Origin of the sequence: Alcaligenes sp. PF14, from assembly GCF_037150615.1 — a bacterium.
In the GTDB taxonomy this organism is placed as follows: domain Bacteria; phylum Pseudomonadota; class Gammaproteobacteria; order Burkholderiales; family Burkholderiaceae_B; genus Alcaligenes; species Alcaligenes phenolicus.
Map to the genome: position 1 here is coordinate 306,834 of NZ_JBAGRS010000003.1, position 18,460 is coordinate 325,293.

Genomic DNA, 18,460 nt, shown 5'->3' on the forward strand with positions numbered 1-18,460 from the left:
AATCGTGATGACCAGCTTATTCAAGCCTTGCCTGGGACGCTCTCTTGCCCTGTCTCTGTTTGCTCTTCATTGTCAGGCTCAGGCGCAAGACCAGAGGGATGTTGCCCAGCCGCAGGAGTTGTCCACCATTACCGTTAATGCCAGTGCGGATGCGTCGCGTCAGGGCTTGTTGCCGGAGTATGCGGGCGGTCAGGTCGCCAGCGGCGGGCGAGTGGGGATATTGGGTTCTCTTGAAAACATGGACTCGCCTTTCAGCGTCAATAGCTACACCAGCCGCTATATCGAGCAATTGCAGGCGTCGACCGTAGCCGATGTGGTGCGCCATGATCCTTCCGTGCGCGTGGCCCGTGGTTTTGGCAATTTTCAGGAAAGTTTTTTCATTCGGGGCTTTTTGACGGCGTCCGATGATATTGCCTACAACGGTTTGTTTGGTTTGCTGCCCCGGCAAGCGACGGCTGCCGAACTGGCCGAGCGTATTGAAGTGCTGCATGGCGCAGGTGGCTTTCTGTACGGTGCCGCGCCTTCCGGCGGTGGTATTGGGGGCACGATCAATGTGCTGCCCAAACGGGCTGGCGAGAGCCCGCTGACCAAGGTCGGTGCAGGTTATGGTAGTGGCGGGCAAAGCCAGATCAAGGCGGATATTGCGCGTCGTTTTGCCGATGATGCGGCAGGCATTCGCATCAATGCCATCAAACGCAGTGGTGATACGGCGGTCGACAATGAGCACACCAGTCTGGACCTGTACACAGTAGGGGTGGATTGGCGTGGTGAGCGTGTACGTTTGTCGGCGGACTTGGGCTATCAAGAACATAAGCTGCGTGAAGTCCGGCCTAATGTGGCTTTAAAGGCGGGCTTGTCCGCTTTGCCGGGCTTGCCTTCGCACACGCGCAATTTCGCCCAGCCCTGGACCTACTCTAATGAGAAAACCATTTTTGGGACGGTACGCGGGGAATATGATCTGAATGATTCCATGACCCTGTGGGCTGCTTTCGGTATGAAAGATGGCAAGGAAAAAAATCAGCTTGCGACTCAGACGGTAACGGATGCCGTTTCTGGAAAAACCACCTTCTCGCGTTTCAACAATTCCCGACGTGATGACGTGAAAACAGGCGAGTTGGGTTTGCGAGCCAGTTTTGAGACCGGGCCTGTGTTGCATGAGCTGGTCGCTGCTGCTTCTTTGTATGACCACAAAGAGAAAAATGCCTGGGCTATGGGTAACGTGCAGGAAAGTAATCTTTATGATCCTGTGAATCACGCCTTGTCACCCTTCGCTTATACCGGGGGAGATTTGGGTTCACCCGCTTTGGTGGGACGCACCAAACTGACCAGTTATACCCTGGGCGATCTGATGTATCTCTGGGACGACAGGCTGGAAGTCATGTTGGGGCTGCGCCATCAAATCATGGAAACGCGCAGCTATGACTATGGCACCCAGGCCTTGCAGCGTAAAGATCGTCAGCAGCACACCAGCCCTGCTGCGGGTGTGGTGTTCAAGCTGACTGATGAATGGGCTTTGTACGGCAACTACACGGAAAGCCTGGCGCAAGGCGATCTGGCACCGACTCGCTTTAACAATCAGCCGGTTCAAAACGCCGGGCAGCGCTTGTCGGCTTTTGTGGCCAAGCAAAAAGAGCTGGGGATCAAGTACGACAACGGTTCCATGGGCGGTGGGCTGACCTTCTTCACCACGACCAAACCGCGTGGTGTGGTGAACGACGATCTGCGTTTTGTGGAAGCGGGCAAGGATCGCCATAACGGGTTGGAGCTGAGCTTCTACGGCCAGTTGACGGACTCCCTGCGCATTCTGGGTGGGGTGACCGCCTTGGACACCAAGCAGAAAAACACGGGTGACCCGCTGAGCGAAGGTCAGCGCGTGATTGGCGTGCCGCGTTGGCAAGGCAGTCTGGGCCTAACCTGGGATGTGCCGCAGGTGACAGGCTTGTCGCTGGATACGCAGTTGCTGGCAACCGGTGCCCGTTACGCGGATTCGGCCAATGCGATCCGTGTGCCAGGTTGGGTGCGTTGGGATCTTGGGGCTAGCTATCAGCGCAAGATTTCCGGTGTGCCCATGACGTTCAGGGCCAGTGTCGAGAATGTGGCCGATACGGCGTATTGGGCTTCGGTCGGTGGCTATCCCAATAATGGCTATCTGGTCTTGTCGCAGCCACGCACGTTCATGCTGAGTGTCTCGGCGGAGTTTTAAGGAAAGGACCGGGCAGGGGGCACAGTCCTGCCTGTTCTCCACCACATAGGGCGTCCAGCAAATGTTTGACGCCCTTATCTCAAGCCCATCGCTATAACTTTTACAAAATAAATGTCCGGAAAGTGGGCTCTCAAACGTCTTTATAAGGAAGGCCTGAAAAAGGACCTCTTGCCCTGTCCGCTTGACTGCACCGTTTAGGTGGGAACCTCCTTGTCTGCTAAGTAGCGTGGAGCCGGTTTTGGTCTAAGCAAGTACCTGCCTTCTTGACCACTTTTGTTTTTTTGATCACCTGCCGCGCATGATACGGCGGGTGCAGATCTACGGTTTTTTGGGATTAGTTATGAAGTCCAAAGCAGTAAAGCGCCGCTGGGCGTTGGCCCTGGTGGCGGTGCTGGTGCTGGGGGCGCTTGCCGCACAGGCCGGGCGTTCTTCAGAGCAGTTTGAAACGGTGGCCGTGGAGCAAAGTGATATACGCGCTACCGTTGCTGCGGTGGGAACTTTGAAGCCCAGTCGCTATGTGGACGTGGGTGCGCAGGTGTCCGGGCAGATTACGGCTTTGCCGGTTGCGCCGGGCGATCAGCTTGAGCAGGGCCAGTTGCTGGTGGAAATCGATCCCAGTGTGCAGCAAGCCACCGTCGATGCAGGCCGCGCTTCCTTGGCCGCGTTCCGGGCCCAGTTGGCCGAGCAGCAGGCTCAGCTTTTATTGGCGCGTCAGCAATTGGCTCGCCAGCGTCAACTGGAGCGCCAGCAGGCCAGCCGTCAGGAAGATATTCAGATTGCCCAAGCCAATCTGGCGACTGCGCAGGCTCGGGTAGCGCATGTACAAGCGCAGATGGAGCAGACTCAGGCCACGCTGAAAGCCGATGAGGCACGCTTGGGCTATACGCGCATTTACGCGCCCATGAGTGGCACGGTCATTGGCGTGCAGGCGCGTGAAGGTCAGACGCTGAATGCCACGTATCAAACTCCCAATATTCTGCGCATTGCAGACCTGAGCACCATGACGGTGTGGACCAGCGTGTCCGAGGCCGATATTCGTCGTATCAAGCCCGGTATGACCGTCACCTTCACGACTCTGGGAGAGCAGGGCGAAACGCGGGCGCGTCAATGGCAGGCCAAGGTTCGCCAAATCATGCCTGCGCCAGAGGGCAGCACTCAGGATGAAAGCACGGCGGCGGCACCGACTGCCACACAGGCCATCATGTATACGGTGCTGTTTGATGTGGCCAATGAAGACGGCGAATTGATGCCGCAGATGACGGCGCAGGTGCTGTTTGAGATTGATCGTGCCGACCAGGCCTTACTGATACCCCTGGTGGCTTTACGCCCAGACCCCGATAGTGGTCCTGATGCTTTTACGGTGCCGGTGCTGGAGCGGGGCAAGGTGCAGGAAAAGCCGGTCGACCTGGGAGTGCGCAATCGTCACCAGGTGCAAGTCGTGAAAGGGCTGGTTAAAGGAGAGCACGTTGTTCTGGCGGTGCTCACTCCTGAGCGTGGCTGGCGGTGGCTGCAATGGTAGGGGCTGCACCTCCTTTGATTGAGCTGCGGGACATTAACCGTATCTATGGCGGCCCGCCCAGCACTAAGCCTCCTGTGCAGGTTCTGTTCGATGTCAGCTTGAGTATTGAGCCGGGCGAGTTTGTGGCGATTGTGGGGGCCTCGGGGTCCGGTAAATCGACACTGATGAATCTGCTGGGTTGTCTGGATAAACCCAGCAGCGGCACCTATCTTTTTCAAGGTCGGGATGTCGCACAGCTCAGTCCTGATGAGCTGGCCCAGTTGCGCCGTGAGACCTTTGGTTTTGTCTTTCAGGGCTATCACCTGATTCCGACTGAAAGCGCCAGTGAAAATGTCCAGATGCCTGCCATTTACGCGGGAATGGATGAGGGCGCGCGTGCGGCACGTGCCGCAGAATTACTCAGTAGCCTAGGTCTGGCGGACAAGCTGGATAACCGGCCCAATCAGTTGTCCGGCGGCCAGCAGCAGCGGGTGTCTATTGCTCGTGCCTTGATGAACGGTGGCCGTGTCATTCTGGCCGACGAACCCACGGGTGCGCTGGACTCGCGTAGTGGTGCAGAAGTGATGGCCTTGCTGCGCAAGCTCTCGAACTCTGGTCACACCATTATCCTGATTACGCACGATCATGAGGTCGCGGCGATGGCAGACCGGATTATTGAAATTCGTGACGGCTGCATCCTCTCGGATAGCCGCCCAGAAACGGCCACCGAGCCCAAGCTTGAGCAGTCTTTACCACCGCCCGAGCACCGCCGCTCGCCCTGGGTTTCGGAGATCAAGGATGCTACCCGCAGCGCCTTGCGCAGCATGTTCATTAACCGTCATCGCACGGCCTTGACCTTGTTAGGCGTGATTATCGGGGTGGCCTCGGTCATCGTGATGCTGGCGGTGGGTGAAGGTGCCCGCCAACGTGTCATGGATCAGATGGGCACGATGGGGACCACGATCATTTACTTGAGCAGTTCATCACCGCCCAATGGGGTCGCCAAAGGACAACTGACAGAAGAGGATCTGGAGGCGATTGGCGAGCTGCCATTGATACGGCGTGTCATGCCGGTGATTGGAGATCCGATTACCGTGCGGCGTGGCAGCGTGGACCGCCAGGTGTATGTGTTTGCCGCCAATGAAACCATGCCGGATATTCATCGCTGGCAGTTGGCACAAGGTCGCTACTACACCGATGCCGAGGACCGGGATCTGGCTCCCCTGGTTGTGCTGGGACATCGTGCCGCCAAGCAATTCTTCCCCGATATGGACGTGCCGTTGGGGCAGCAGCTCCTGATCGGCAATTCACCTTTTGAGGTGGTCGGGGTGATGCAGGAGCGCGGTGCCGATTCGGGCGCGCAGGCTTACGACGATATGGTGTTTGTGCCTTATCACGCGGCGCGTGCCCGTGTGTATCAGGCCCAGACGCAGCCCGACTATGTGGTGATTGATGCGCAGGACAGTTCCACCGTTCTGGAAGCGGAACAAGACATGCGTCAGTTGCTGACACAGCGTCATGGCGGGCGAGAAGACTTTTCAATCGGGAATGCGGCGGCTCGCTTGCAGGCAGAGGCTTCCACGCGTCAGGCCATGAGCATGATGCTAGGCCTGATTGCCGCCGTGTCTTTGGTGGTAGGCGGCATCGGGGTCATGAACGTAATGTTGATGACGGTGCGTGAACGCACGCGGGAAATTGGCATACGCATGGCAACCGGTGCACGGCAAAGTGACATCATGCGCCAGTTTCTGACTGAGGCGGTTTTGTTGACGATTACAGGCGGTTGCCTGGGCGTGCTGGCTGGTGCTGTGGTGGGTATCGGCCTGATTTTTGGTGGGGTGGATGTGGTGTTTTCCTTGCGGGCGGCCTTGGGCGCCTTTGGCTGCGCCGTGGTGACGGGCATGGTTTTTGGCTATATGCCAGCACGAACGGCGGCCGCGCTGGACCCCGTTCAGGCTTTGGCAGGGGAGTAAGCATGGCTCATTACCGATGGATAGCAGGGGCCATGAGCACGCTTGTGCTGCAAGCGTGCGGCTCCTTGTCCTCTGATCTGGACAAGACCCCGCCGACGCTGCCCCAGGCGTATCAACAGCAAGCCAAGGCGACACCCAGTCCTGTACTGGCCCAGGTAGAGCCGGAGTGGTGGCGTGCTTATAACAGCCCCGCCTTGAACAGCCTGATACAGGAAGCCTTGAAGGACGTGGCGGTGCTGCGTCAGGCACAGGCCCGGATCTTGCAGGCGCAGGCTCAGGCACGCATGGCCGGAGCCAGTTTGCTGCCGGAATTGCAGGGCAATCTGTCTGCGCAAAGAGATGCGCCGTTTTCTTCCTCGCATGGAGACACTCGCTCGCAATATGTGGCCGGTGTGTTCATGAGCTACGAGCTGGATGTGTGGGGACGCAATCGTGCCCAGGCCAACAGTGCCGTGTTCCTGGCCCAGGCGGCAAATTACGAGCTGGATGTGCTGCGTGTCAGCGTGCAGGCGCAGGTGGTGCATTTAAGCCTGCAAGCCTTGGGCGACAAACAGCGCGTGGCCATTGCCCGTCAAAACCTGGCCGTTGCGCAACGCTTGTTGAGCCTGCTGGAAGCACGCTTGCAGGCGGGGGCAGCTTCGCCTTTGGAGCTGGCACAGCAACGCCAATTGCTGGCTTCGCAACAGCGCAAATTGTTTGTGATTGAAGAACAGGCCATTCGCACGCGGGTGGAGCTGGCGACCTTGTTGGGCCGTACTGAAATCATGCCCGAGCCCCAGGAGGATATTGCCAGCTTGCAGGTGCCGGAGCTGGAAGCAGGTCTGCCTTCACAGATCTTGTCGCAGCGCCCTGATATTGCGCGCATCGAGGCCCAGTTGTCAGCGGCTCATGCCGATGTGCATGTGGCGCGCGCTGCCCTGTATCCCAGCCTGACCTTGGGGGCGCGGGCAGGGGCATCGGGCAATCATTGGGAAGAAAGCTTGCGCCATCCGGTCTACAGCCTGATCAGCGGGCTGGTGGCGCCTATCTTCAATGCCGGTCGTCTGGAGGCGGGCAAGGATTTGAGCGACGCCCGTTTGCAGGAATGGCTGGCGCAGTATCGGCAGACCATTGTGCAAGCTTATATGGATGTGGAAGGCGTGCTGGCACAACTGCATAGCCTTGATGCCCAGGCGCAGACTATGGAGCTGGAGTGGGAGCAAGCCAGGCTGGCGTTTCAACTGGCCGAAGCACGTTATCGCTCTGGCTCGGAAACCTTGCTGTCTTTACTGGATGCGCAGCGTACCTTGTACGCCGCTCAGGATGTGCGCGTCAGTTTGATGCAGGCACGTCTGCAATCCCGCGCGGCGCTCTTTCGAGCACTGGGCGGGGGCTGGCAAGCTGGCTCAGGCAGCCTGGCTGATCAGGGGACGGTGGCAGAGGCTGGGGTCTAGCAGGCTGGCAGCCGCCTCATCCAGCAGGATGTGGGTGTTGGCGTGTTGCTTCAAGGCTGTGAAAGGCAGCTCGGGCGTGACACCGCCTTCCTGGTAATTGAGCATGGTGCGAGCCTTGTGCTCGCCGGTGACCACCAGGGCAATTTCACGGGCGCTCAGAATATCGGCAATCCCCATGGTGATGGCCGATGCAGGCACTTCGTCCATGGAATCAAAAAAGCGGCTGTTGTCGATACGGGTGCGCTCGGACAGGGCCACCACATGGGTGCGGCTGTCAAAAGGGGTGCCCGGTTCGTTAAAGCCGATGTGGCCGTTGGTGCCTACGCCCAGCAATTGCAAGGCGACACCCCCACTGGCCGCAATCGCGGCGGAGTAGTCCTGGCAGTGCTGCTCCAGCTCTTTGGTCAGGCCATTGGGCAGATGCAAACGGGCAGCCTCAAAAGGCAGTTGGCCGAACAGGTGCTGGCGCATGTAGTAGGCGTAACTTTGCTCGTGCTCTGCCGCCAGACCCACATACTCATCCAGATTGAAGCTGTTGATCTTGGAGACATCCAGCCCATTGGCACGTACGTCCTGTACGAAACGGGCGTAGACGGGTTCCATGGTCCCCCCGGTTGCCAGACCCAGAGTCGCTTGTGGATCCTGACGAATAATTTCCTGAAGACGGGCGCTCAGGTGTGCCGCAATGGCGGCGGAATCGGGGAAGACTAAAAACATAATCTTGTTCTATGTATGGGCTGAATAAGTTGAAAAAAAACTTCGCCGCAAGCACGGCGAAGTTTGATCTTTCGAAATTCTAATGGGACAAAGATGTAACGTCAGTTTTTTTTTGCAAGCAAGTGACACGTTTTAACTATCTTGTTTGCCAGTCTCTCCCAGGAAGCCACCACTTTGACGTGCCCACAAACGAGCATACAAACCACCTTTTTCCAGCAATTCCTGGTGGCTGCCTTGCTCGATGATGCGGCCCTGATCCAGCACAATCAAGCGGTCCAGTGCCGCAATGGTGGACAGGCGGTGGGCAATGGCTATTACCGTCTTGCCGTGCATCAGGGTGTTGAGGCTTTCCTGGATGGCGGCTTCCACTTCGGAGTCCAGCGCGCTGGTGGCTTCATCCAGTAACAGGATGGGGGCGTCTTTCAGCATGACGCGGGCAATTGCCACACGCTGACGCTGGCCGCCAGATAGTTTCACACCGCGCTCGCCCACATGCGCCTCCAGGCCCTCACGGCCCTGGCGGTCATGCAGTTGCGGGATGAAGTCGGCAGCAGCGGCACGCTCTACCGCCATATGCAGCAGCTCGTCGTTGGCATCCGGGCGGCCATACAGAATGTTGTCGCGCATGGAACGGTGCAGCAAGGAGGTATCCTGCGTCACCATGCCAATGGCGGCACGCAAACTGTCTTGCGTGACGTGGGCAATGTCCTGGCCATCAATGCGAATGGTGCCGCTATCCACATCATGGAAACGCAGCAGCAAGTTGACCAGCGTGGATTTGCCCGCGCCAGAACGGCCAATCAGACCAACGCGCTCGCCCGGTTTGATCACCAGATTGAGCTTGTCGATCACCTGACGGCTTTTATCGCGGTAGGCAAAGCTCACGTCCTGGAATTCGATGCGACCTTGCTCGATTTGCAGGGGCTTGGCATCGGGAGCATCTACCACCGTGGGTTTTTGCGTCAAGGTATTGATGCCGTCCTGAATCGTGCCTACGTTCTCGAATAGATTGGTCAGCTCCCACATCAGCCAATGGGAATGGCCGGACAGGCGCAGTGCCATGGCAATGACGGCCGCCACTACACCGGCTGTGGATTGATCAATCGACCACAAGTACAAGGCCAGGCCTGCCGAACTGATCAGCAAGACAGTAGCCAGCACATGGTTGGTCACTTCAAACATGCTGATCAGACGCATCTGGGCATGGCCAGTTTCCTGGAAGCGGCGCATCGCGTTCTTGGCATGGTCTGCTTCACGGCGTGTGTGGGCAAACAGCTTGACCGTGTTGATATTGGTGTAGGCGTCGGTAATACGGCCCGTCATCAGCGCACGGGCGTCAGCCTGTTCAGCCCCGACTTTGCCCAGACGGGGCACAAAGTATACGCAGGCCAAAGCGTAGCCCACCAGCCAGAGCAGGAAGGGCAGGATCAGCAGGCGGTCAAAGCTGCCTGCCAGAATCAGAATACCGATCAGGTAGGCGCTCATGCCCACGACCACTTCCACGGCCATGAACAGAGTTTCACGCACCGCCAGAGCGGTTTGCATGATCTTGGTGGTGATGCGACCGGCAAACTCGTCCGCGTAAAAGGACATGCTCTGATTCAGCATCAGCTTGTGAAACAGCCAACGCAGGCGCATGGGGAAGTTGATGGCCAGCACCTGGTGCATGACCAGCGTATGCAGGCTGATCAGCACGACGCTGCCCAGCAGAACAGCGGCAATGGTCAACAGCGTGCCACCCTGCTGGCTCCAGAACTGGGCAGGTTCAATCGAGGGCAGCCAGTCCACGATATAGCTGAGCAGGGCAAACAGCATGGCCTCGTAGGCCGACAGGCCAATCGAGGTTACGGTCATCAGGCCAATCCAGCCACGTGAATTTTTCGTACAGGCCCAGATGAAGGGGAAAAATCCTTTGGGAGGAGGGGCGACGTGTTGTTCGGGATAGGGATCTAATCGACGTTCAAAGAATGACAGCACCGAATGGGCTCCAGCGTACGGCCCTCTGGATGACAGGGCCGTTTAGACAAATAGAAAACCGCTTCCGGGGTATGAAGCGGCAATTTTTGATGGTACAGCAGTCATTCTGTCTGGCTGAAGAAAACCTGATAAAAACACAGTCTTTGTGTTGTAGGAGCGTCAAATAGACTGATAAATAGGTTTTTTACTTCGGACGAAGGTTGTTTGAGAGTGTCGAGCCTCGGATGAGACTAGCCGCTGTATTCTGAAGTTTTGCTCCTGCAGCAAGAGCTTCAGGGATGATTATCTCATTGATAATCGAGATTAGCGTGTTGATGCTAGTAGCTGTTATTTGAAATTGTGCGCTTGAGTATTGGCTCGAGGATATAGGGCCAGTTGGGCTTATATGGAAAGTATGGGCTTTTTTAATTGCAACTTCTAATTTTTTGTTATTTTCCCAGAAATTTTTAGGGAGTGATAAAAGTGTTGTTGGAGAATCTCGCATTGCTGCAACACCAATTTCACTATTCCCATGGCGATAGTAGTAGAGCAATGTATTGCTGTTTCTAGGGCCTTTAAATTTTAGCCCTGAGTCGACTAGAGCTTTATGAATTTTATCGACACCACCAGATTTATCATTATCGGAGAGAGATTTAAGTAAATCTTCTTTTGCTGACATGGATTGCCTCCTATTTGATTTCAGGAACTGGTTTTTAATTCTTATTGTAATTAAAATTATTTTTTTTGCATTCGAGAAGGCGTGGGAAATATTAGATTTTTAGCTGTTATCTGTTCACTTGATAACCTTTAATTAGATAGGGCTGACGTATAGTCAGCCCTAGGGGGTGGAGGGTGTTACTAACTAGTAAGCCACCACCTGTCCATCTTTACGCGGGTCGGAGCCGCCCACGTAATGATTGCCCTGACGCAGAATCAGTTGTGCACCGCCAAAGGCGAACACACCGCTGCCGGGTTCAACGACGACTTCATGACCGCGCTCGCGCAAGGCCTGAACCAGCGCCGGATCGAAAGTGGGTTCTACTGCCACCCCACGGCCACCCGTCACGCGCCAGCGTGGGGCATCGGCAGCGGCCTGCGGGTTCTGACCGTACAGCAGAACACGCAGCGCCATTTGCATATGGCCTTGCGACTGGAATGGCCCACCCATCACACCAAAAGACATTTGAGGGGTGCCATCGGCATTCATGGCAAAGGCCGGAATAATGGTGTGCGAGGGGCGCTTGCCACCGGCCACTTCATTCACATGGCCGGGGCGCAGGGTAAAGCCATGACCACGATTCTGCATGCTGATGCCGGTGCCGGGAACGACCACGCCGGAACCAAAACCCATGTAGTTGGACTGGATCAGGGACACCATCATGCCGCTGGAGTCGGCGGCGGTGACATAGACCGTGCCGGAGGGGCCAGGCAGGCCGTGCTTGGGGTCGCCTGCCTTGTCCATCTGAATCAGGGCGGCGCGCTCGCGCAGATAGGCCGGGTCCAGCAAATGCTCGGGATGATGAATCATGTGCTCCAGATCTGCGTGGTGCTCGTACAGATCGGCAAAAGCCAGCTTCATGGCTTCAATGCTCAAATGCACCGTGTCGATATGGTCCAGCGGCTGTTGGCCCACACCAGCTTGTTCCATGATGCCCAAGGCCATCAAGGCCGCCAGACCTTGTCCATTGGGCGGGATTTCGTGAATCACGGACTGGGCAAAAGGATGGCTGATGGTGCCGCACCAGTTCGCGCGGTGCTCGGCCAGATCCTGCTCGTCCATGGCGCCGCCATGCTGGCGGGAGAAGTCGGCAATGCGTTTGGCCAGCTCGCCGGTATAAAAGTCCTGACCCTGGGTGGCCGCAATGCGTTCCAGCGTATTGGCCTGGTCCTGGTTCTGATACCACTGGCCAGCGACAGGGGCTTTGCCATCACGTAAAAAGGCTTCGGCAAAACCGGGTTGATCGCCCAGACGCTGACGGCCTAGCTCCCACAAGCGCGCGATTACGGGCGAGACCGGGAAGCCTTCTCGGGCGTAATGAATCGCGGGGGCGGCTACTTGCTCCAGACTCAGACGGCCCAGCTTGCTGGATAGCTCGGCCCAGGCAGAGACCGCACCGGGAACGGAGACACTTTCCCAACCCTTGTCGGGGATGGCATCGTGACCTTTGAAACGATCCGGCGACCAGCCACGGGGCGAGCGCCCGGAGGCGTTCAAGCCATGCAGCTCTTTGCCGTCCCAGACGATGGCAAAGGCATCACTGCCTATCCCGCAACCCGTGGGTTCGACCACAGTCAGTGTGATGGCGGCCGCCAGGGCGGCATCGACGGCATTGCCACCGGCCTGCAACATGCGCAGGCCCGCTTGCGCGGCCAAGGGGTGGGAGGTGCTGACCATGTTCTGGCCAAGTACCGCAGAGCGGGCGGACGGGTAGGGGTTGTTCCAGTCCATACAGGTGTCAGTCTTGTTCATTGAATCTGTATTCCAGTCAGTTGGATCAGGCCTTGCCAGCGTGCGCTGTCCTTGCGGACCAGAGAGATAAATTCTTCTCGGCTGGTGCTGCGGGGTTGGTCCACGCCCAATGTTTGCAGGCGCGAGCGTACTTTGGGGTCCTGAACGGCATGTGAAAAAGCCTCATAAGCCTTGTCACGAATTTCGTCGGGCAAGCCTGCAGGGGCGTACAGGCCAAACCAGGTCACCGACTCATAGCCCGGCAGGCCGGACTCCTGAAAGGTGGGCAAATCGGGTGCCAGCGGCGAGCGCTGCTGGCCGGTTACTGCCAGGGCGCGCAACTGGCCGCTGTTCACATAGGGCATCCCGGTGGGGATGGCGTCCAGTAAAACATGAATGGAGCCGCCCAGCATATCGTTAATGGCCTGACCAGTTCCTCGGTATGGAACGTGGGACATGACGATATTGGCCTGATTCAAAAAGGCTTCGGTGCCCAGGTGCACGATGGTGCCATTGCCACTGCTGGCGTAGTTCAACTCATCAGGATGGGCGCGAGCGTAGTCAATCAGCTCTGGCAGCGTTTGTGCGGGTACGGACGGGTTCACCAGCAGGACGCTGGCGGCATCGCCCAAATGGGCGATAGGGGTGAAGTCTTTTTCTGCATCGTAGGGCAGGGACTTGTACAGGTGCGGAGCAATCGCGTGGGTGCTGCTGGTGGTGAACAGGAGGGTGTAGCCATCGGGCTTGCTGCGAGCGACTTCGCCTGAACCAATCGTGCCGCCCGCGCCCGTGCGGTTGTCCACAATGATGTTGGCGTTCATCGCTTTGGCCGCGCTTTCGGCAATCAGGCGGCTGATGACGTCGGTGGCACCGCCAGTGGGGAAGGGTACGATCAGGCGAATGGGACGATCAGGCCAATCGCTGGCATGGGCCGCCACGCTGCTGACGGCCAGAACAGCACCTAATAAGGTTTGGGCAAGACGCCGCCAGGGGCGACGGGTCGATGGGGGCTGCGCGTTGCTTGCGGCGTTGCTGGGTCTTGTCATGGCTATCTCCTCAATCAAGAGATGATAGGAAAGGCGATGATGCCGAACCAGCAACAAATAAGCAGGACAGCGTTGCTATTTTGGCAAGGCTTGCGGGTCGACTTCAAGCTGCGGCAGCAACTCGTCCAGAAAGCGGCGAACAATAGAGGGCAAGCGGCGGCCAGCCAGGGCCTGCACTTCAATTTGACGATTCAGCAAGCCGCGTTCATGGATGAAACTGGCTTGCAGCAAACCTTGCTCAATCAGGTGACGAGCCGAGAGCAAGGCCGACACCGTCACGCCTGCGCCGGACAAGGCAAATTGATGCAGAGACTGCATGTGATTGCTGCTGAATACCGGGTCCAGACTCAGGTTCTGTGCGCTGCAGGCCACATCCATCATTTGCCGCACCGTGGTGTCGGGTCCGGGCAAGGCCAAAGGGTGTGCCAGAAGGCTTTTCAGGCTGATGCGTTCGGTACGGGTGACCGGGTGGCCGGGAACCGCCAGAGCCATGACAGGCGCATCGCGGCGGAACAAGGTCTTGATGTCTTTTTCAGCCGTCTGGGTGAATTTGATGCCTATATCAATCTGGCCGCTTAGCAGCAGCATGGTGATACGGTGTGGTGGCAGTACGTCCAGCTGAAAGCGTATGCCCTGATGCTTTTCACGAAATTGTGCGATGCACTGCGGCAGTAGCTGGGCGGCCAAACCCTCAGAGGAGGCGATGCGTATCAGGCCGGTTTGTAGCCCTTGCAAGGCGGCAATATCGTGCAAGGTGCGCTCGGCATCCATGGCGCTGCGACGAGCATGGGCCAGCAGCAGCTCTCCCGCAGCGGTCAGATTCATGCCACGGGCATGGCGCTCGAACAAGGCCATGCCCAGGTTCTCTTCCAGTCCGCTGATCTGGCGGCTGATGGCTGATGTGGCCACATGCAGATTGCTGGCCGCTTGCGAGATAGAGCCACAACGCGCTACTTCCTGGAAGTAGCGCAGTGCAGTCTCTTGAAGGTGGCGTGGGTTCATACCAGACTGCCGCGCAGCTCGGCGGCAATCTCGTAGGAGCGCAAGCGCTTGTTGTGGTCAAAGATATTGGCGTTCAGCATCAGTTCGTTGGCGCCGGTCAGTTGAATGAAGCCTTTCATCTGCTCAAGCACTTGTTCCGGATTGCCAATGGCCGTACAGCTGAGCAGGGAGTCCAGCAGATGCTGGGCGGGTGGGCTGCATTGCTCGTAGTAGTCGCGTACGGGCGGTGGCAACTGGCCGGGACGACCACTGCGCAGGTTCACAAAAGACTGTTGCCAGGAGGAGGCCAGTAGTTTGGCTTCGTCTTCCGTGTCGGCGGCAAAGACGTTGTAGCCCAGCATGACGTAAGGTTTTTCCAGATGCACGGAAGGCTGGAACTGACGGCGGTAAACCTCAATAGCATCCATCAATTGAGCAGGTGCAAAATGCGAAGCAAAGGCGTAGGGCAAGCCCAAGGCGGCGGCCAGTTGAGCACCAAACAGGCTGGAGCCCAGAATCCAGACCGGCACATTCAGTCCGCGACCGGGCACGGCCATGATGCGGTTGCGCGGCTCGTCGGACATATAGTCCATCAGCTCCAGCACGTCGCGCGGAAACTGGTCGGGGTCGCTGTTCAGATTGCGGCGCAAGGCGCGGGCGGTTTCGGGGTCGGAGCCAGGGGCACGACCCAGGCCCAAGTCAATACGGCCGGGGTACAGGGAGGCCAGCGTTCCAAACTGCTCAGCAATCACCAAAGGGGAATGGTTGGGCAACATGATGCCGCCCGCGCCCACACGAATGCGGCTGGTTTGACCGGCAATGTGCCCGATCAGAACTGAAGTGGCAGCACTGGCAATACCGGGCATGCCGTGGTGTTCGGCCAGCCAGTAACGGTGATAGCCCCACTGCTCGGCATGACGGGCAATGTCCGCCGAACAGCGAAAGGACTGGGCCGGGGTAGAACCCTGAACAATAGGGGACAGGTCTAGGACAGAGAGCGGATAGCTTGGCTTCATGGCATCAGATTCAAATTGGACTCAGGATATAGTCGATCCATCGTTAGGCAGCGTCAAGTAAACCCATAGCATAGGCAAGGATGTTCAGATGAAAGAAACCAGTCGTCGCACCGTCAATCATTACCAGGACCATGCGCAGGCTTATCGGGACGGCACGTGGGACCATGATGTCAGCCAGAATCGCGATGCTTTGTTGGCAGCCATCGGCTTGCCGGGGCCTGTGGATATTCTGGATCTGGGCTGTGGACCGGGGCGGGATCTGGTCGCGTTTCAGGCCATGGGTCACCGCCCGGTGGGCCTGGATGGCTGTGCGGCTTTCGTGGAGATGGCTCGTCAGCAAACTGGCTTGCCGGTGCTGCATCAGGACTTTCTGGATTTGAGTTTGCCCGCTGCGGCTTTTGATGGCGTGTTTGCCAATGCGGTTCTATTCCATATACCCAGCGCGGAGCTGCCTGCGGTTTTGACTGCTTTGCGACACAGTCTGCGACCGGGCGGCGTGCTGTTCTCCTCCAATCCGCGTGGTCAGGGGCAAGAAGGCTGGAATGGTCAGCGCTATGGTTGCTACTACAGTTGGGAGCAGTGGTCAGAGCGTCTGGAGCAAGCGGGCTTTGAGTATATCGATCACTTTTATCGCCCCACAGACAGGCCGCCGCAGGAGCAGCATTGGCTGGCTTCCCTGTGGCGCGTACCGGCTTGAACAGGTGCAAAATGGTGAATCCCTGACCTGGCTACTTAGGTGATTGTTTTATAAGCCTATTTTTTGCTAATACAGGGGTTTTCCCTATTTTTATGCACATCTTTTGTGGATAAGCCGGTTTTCAACAAGCAAAGGCTTGCCCGAGGAAAAAAATGGTAAAGAATTGTCGATTCTCTGCTCGCCATTTCTAAGTGCTTGATTGCACGGGGATAAGTGCAGTGATTCACGGTTTATCCTGTGACTTGTCCACATTTTATGGGGATAAGCTGGCGTCTGTTTCCGGATTTGGATGTTTTCTGTTCGTGGTTTTCAAGTGGCTGATACTACGGAAGGTTTTTCTGATTTGCCCAGTTTTTCCTATGAGCTATCCACAGTTTTCGGGGATAAGATGGTGGGCTTGCTCAACTTGGGTTCAGACCCGTCCCAAGGCTATGATGCGCACTAGCAATGTTTACCCTTGGCGGCCAGTCCCTTCGGTGCTTTGCCTTTTAATTGAGGAGATTGAAACGTGGAAAAATTGCAAGCCTGGATGACAGAGTTTCCAGCCGTTGTCGCGATTGCGCTCAACGTCGTGATTGCTTTGTTGATTCTGATTATTGGCTGGTGGCTGTCTGCCGCCGCCGGTCGTGCCATCAAGCGCATGGCAGCCCGCTCGCCGCGAGTGGATCCGACGATTGTGCCTATGGCCCAGTCCGTAACGGTCTGGACAATCCGCATCTTTGTGCTGATTGCCGTGTTGGCCCGTTTTGGTGTGCAGACCGCCAGCATTATCGCGGTACTGGGTGCCGCCGGTTTGGCGGTGGGCTTGGCCTTGCAGAACACACTGCAAAATATCGCCGCCGGCATCATGTTGCTGATGCTGCGTCCCTTGCGTGCGGGCGAGTTTGTGTCGGTTGTTGGTAAAGGTGACGGCACTGTGCAGGAAGTGGGTTTGTTCCTGACCCGCTTTGAGCAAGTGGATGGCATTCAATTCACGCTGCCCAACAGCCTGATCTGGGGCAACCCTATCATCAACTACAGCCGTAACACCACTCGTCGTTTGGACTTCGGGGTGGGCGTACGTTATGGCGATGATCTGGACCTGGCCATCAAGCTGCTGCAAGACCTGCTCAATGAACATCCTCAGGTGCTGAAAGACCCGGCTCCTTTGGTCATGGTCATGGAGTACAAGGACAGCGTAATCACCGTCAATCTGCGTGCGTGGATCAATGCTGCTGACTTCTGGGATGCCCGTTTTGATCTGTTCCGCCGTGCGGTCCAAGTGCTGAATCAGGCTGGTTTGCAGACGCCCGTTCCAGTACGTGAAATCGTGCAAACGGGTGGCGAGAAAAAGGCTGCTTAAGCCTTGGGTTCAGGGCCTGATTTCCAGATCCTGAATACGATTTTGCCGGGTTCAAGCCCGTGCTGTTCTGACCTGACATGGGAATGCCCCAAGCCTTGCTTTTAGCGGCTTGGGGCATTTTTTTCGGGTTAGCCTGCATTGGTCTTACTGCGGGCTTCTCCCATACTGTACTCTTTGCTCTGGCGCTGTTTTTCCACCTGCCCTCACGATGTTTCTGATCGACGAAAAAATCACGGTACGACGCTTGGAAGTTCTGCTGGCTTTTCTGGAAGCTGGCACGATTGCCCGTGCCGCTGAACAATTGGGCACCAGTGCGGTGAGCGTGCATCGGGCCTTGAAAAGCCTGGAGGAAGGGTTGCGCTGCCCGCTGTTCTTGCAGGAAGGCCGCAATCTGGTGCCACAGGAGTCGGCGCGCGAGCTGGCCGAAGCGGCCAAGGAAACCATACGTACCTTGCAGCATGGCATTGATGCTGCCCGCGAAGCCGGGGGGTATTCGTCGGATCAGTTGCGCATAGGCTCCATGTATTCGCTGACGATACGTTTGGTGCCGCGCCTTTTGGTAGAGCTGAAGGTTCACAAGCCTTTATTGCAGATTGATCTGGTGCTGGACTCCAACGAGAAGCTGCTGCAAAAGTTGCGGGGTGGTCATATTGACGCAGCCCTGATCGAGTTGCCACAGGAGCAACCGGATGATCTGGAAGTGCTGCCCATTTTTGATGATGAACTGATGTTTGCTGCTCCCATGGATTGGCAAGGATCGGACTCGTCCGTGGTGGATCTGGAGCGTTGTTCCAAGGAACGTTTTGTGTCGCTGACCGATGATTTTGCAACGGGGCGGGACATGCAGCGCATGTTGGCCAAAGCCGGGTTTGATGCCGATATTGTGATGCGCACCGGAGACATCTTTTCCTTGATGAGCCTGGTCAGTGGTGGTGTGGGATGCTCCCTTTTACCTGCGCGAGCCAAAGCGGTTTTTTCTGACAAGATTCAGTGGCTGAGCCTGGAGCCGAAGTATCGACATTCACAGCGTATCGGCCTGGTGTGCATGAAGTCGCGCGAGCGCAGCCCGAATGTGTTGAGCTTGTTACGGGCCTGCCGGATCGTGCGTACTCAGTTGGAAAAAGAAGGGCCGACGTCGGGCTGATGCGG

Annotated in this window: 14 protein-coding genes; 7 read left to right on the forward strand and 7 right to left on the reverse strand. The window is 57.2% G+C overall.

Annotation, left to right across the window (positions count from 1 at the left end):
* Positions 1–7 precede the first annotated feature (7 nt).
* The 4 genes from WFM49_RS08440 (at position 8) to WFM49_RS08455 (ending at position 7,107) form a co-directional block, all read left to right on the forward strand.
* Positions 8–2,203 (forward strand): TonB-dependent receptor, encoded by a 2,196-nt coding sequence (locus WFM49_RS08440; protein WP_336972809.1) that lies wholly within the window; start codon positions 8–10, stop codon positions 2,201–2,203.
* Positions 2,204–2,543: 340 nt separating this feature from the next.
* The gene (locus WFM49_RS08445) at positions 2,544–3,722 is read left to right on the forward strand and encodes an efflux RND transporter periplasmic adaptor subunit (RefSeq protein ID WP_336972811.1); all 1,179 of its coding nucleotides are present in this window, start codon (positions 2,544–2,546) and stop codon (positions 3,720–3,722) included.
* Positions 3,716–5,674, forward strand: coding sequence for an ABC transporter permease (locus WFM49_RS08450; RefSeq protein WP_336972812.1), 1,959 nt, complete (start codon positions 3,716–3,718; stop codon positions 5,672–5,674). The genes WFM49_RS08445 and WFM49_RS08450 overlap by 7 nt, the downstream gene beginning before the upstream one ends.
* A gap of 32 nt (positions 5,675–5,706) precedes the next feature.
* Positions 5,707–7,107, forward strand: a complete 1,401-nt coding sequence (locus tag WFM49_RS08455) for an efflux transporter outer membrane subunit (protein ID WP_336972815.1) — start codon at positions 5,707–5,709, stop codon at positions 7,105–7,107.
* Here WFM49_RS08455 and WFM49_RS08460 read toward each other — a convergent pair.
* The 7 genes from WFM49_RS08460 to WFM49_RS08490 form a co-directional block, all read right to left on the reverse strand.
* The gene (locus WFM49_RS08460) at positions 7,060–7,824 is read right to left on the reverse strand and encodes a glucosamine-6-phosphate deaminase (protein WP_250756820.1); all 765 of its coding nucleotides are present in this window, start codon (positions 7,822–7,824) and stop codon (positions 7,060–7,062) included. The genes WFM49_RS08455 and WFM49_RS08460 overlap by 48 nt on opposite strands.
* Before the next feature lie 132 nt (positions 7,825–7,956).
* Positions 7,957–9,801 carry an ABC transporter ATP-binding protein gene (locus tag WFM49_RS08465; protein ID WP_009457855.1) on the reverse strand — a complete coding sequence of 615 codons (1,845 nt, stop codon included), beginning with the start codon at positions 9,799–9,801 and terminating at the stop codon, positions 7,957–7,959.
* Positions 9,802–9,985: 184 nt separating this feature from the next.
* Positions 9,986–10,459, reverse strand: coding sequence for a hypothetical protein (locus tag WFM49_RS08470; protein ID WP_250756821.1), 474 nt, complete (start codon positions 10,457–10,459; stop codon positions 9,986–9,988).
* 183 nt (positions 10,460–10,642) lie between these two features.
* The gene (locus tag WFM49_RS08475) at positions 10,643–12,250 is read right to left on the reverse strand and encodes a gamma-glutamyltransferase family protein (protein WP_026484227.1); all 1,608 of its coding nucleotides are present in this window, start codon (positions 12,248–12,250) and stop codon (positions 10,643–10,645) included.
* A complete protein-coding gene (locus WFM49_RS08480; protein ID WP_336972821.1) occupies positions 12,247–13,275 on the reverse strand; it encodes a Bug family tripartite tricarboxylate transporter substrate binding protein in 1,029 nt (342 codons plus the stop codon). Before WFM49_RS08480 ends, WFM49_RS08475 begins: the two co-directional genes overlap by 4 nt.
* A gap of 75 nt (positions 13,276–13,350) precedes the next feature.
* Positions 13,351–14,277 (reverse strand): LysR substrate-binding domain-containing protein, encoded by a 927-nt coding sequence (locus WFM49_RS08485; RefSeq protein WP_026484229.1) that lies wholly within the window; start codon positions 14,275–14,277, stop codon positions 13,351–13,353.
* Positions 14,274–15,272: an LLM class flavin-dependent oxidoreductase gene (locus WFM49_RS08490; protein WP_026484230.1), complete on the reverse strand. Its 999-nt coding sequence runs from the start codon at positions 15,270–15,272 to the stop codon at positions 14,274–14,276. The genes WFM49_RS08485 and WFM49_RS08490 overlap by 4 nt, the downstream gene beginning before the upstream one ends.
* An 88-nt stretch (positions 15,273–15,360) precedes the next feature.
* Between WFM49_RS08490 and WFM49_RS08495 the strand changes: the two genes are divergently transcribed.
* From WFM49_RS08495 to WFM49_RS08505, 3 genes are all read left to right on the forward strand, one after another.
* Entirely contained in the window at positions 15,361–15,969 is a 609-nt protein-coding gene (locus WFM49_RS08495) for a class I SAM-dependent DNA methyltransferase (RefSeq protein WP_324577909.1), read from the forward strand.
* A gap of 529 nt (positions 15,970–16,498) precedes the next feature.
* Entirely contained in the window at positions 16,499–17,311 is an 813-nt protein-coding gene (locus tag WFM49_RS08500; RefSeq protein WP_254500286.1) for a mechanosensitive ion channel family protein, read from the forward strand.
* A gap of 208 nt (positions 17,312–17,519) precedes the next feature.
* On the forward strand, positions 17,520–18,455 hold the full coding sequence (locus WFM49_RS08505) for a LysR substrate-binding domain-containing protein (protein ID WP_026484233.1): 936 nt from the start codon (positions 17,520–17,522) through the stop codon (positions 18,453–18,455).
* The last annotated feature ends 5 nt before the right edge of the window (positions 18,456–18,460 follow it).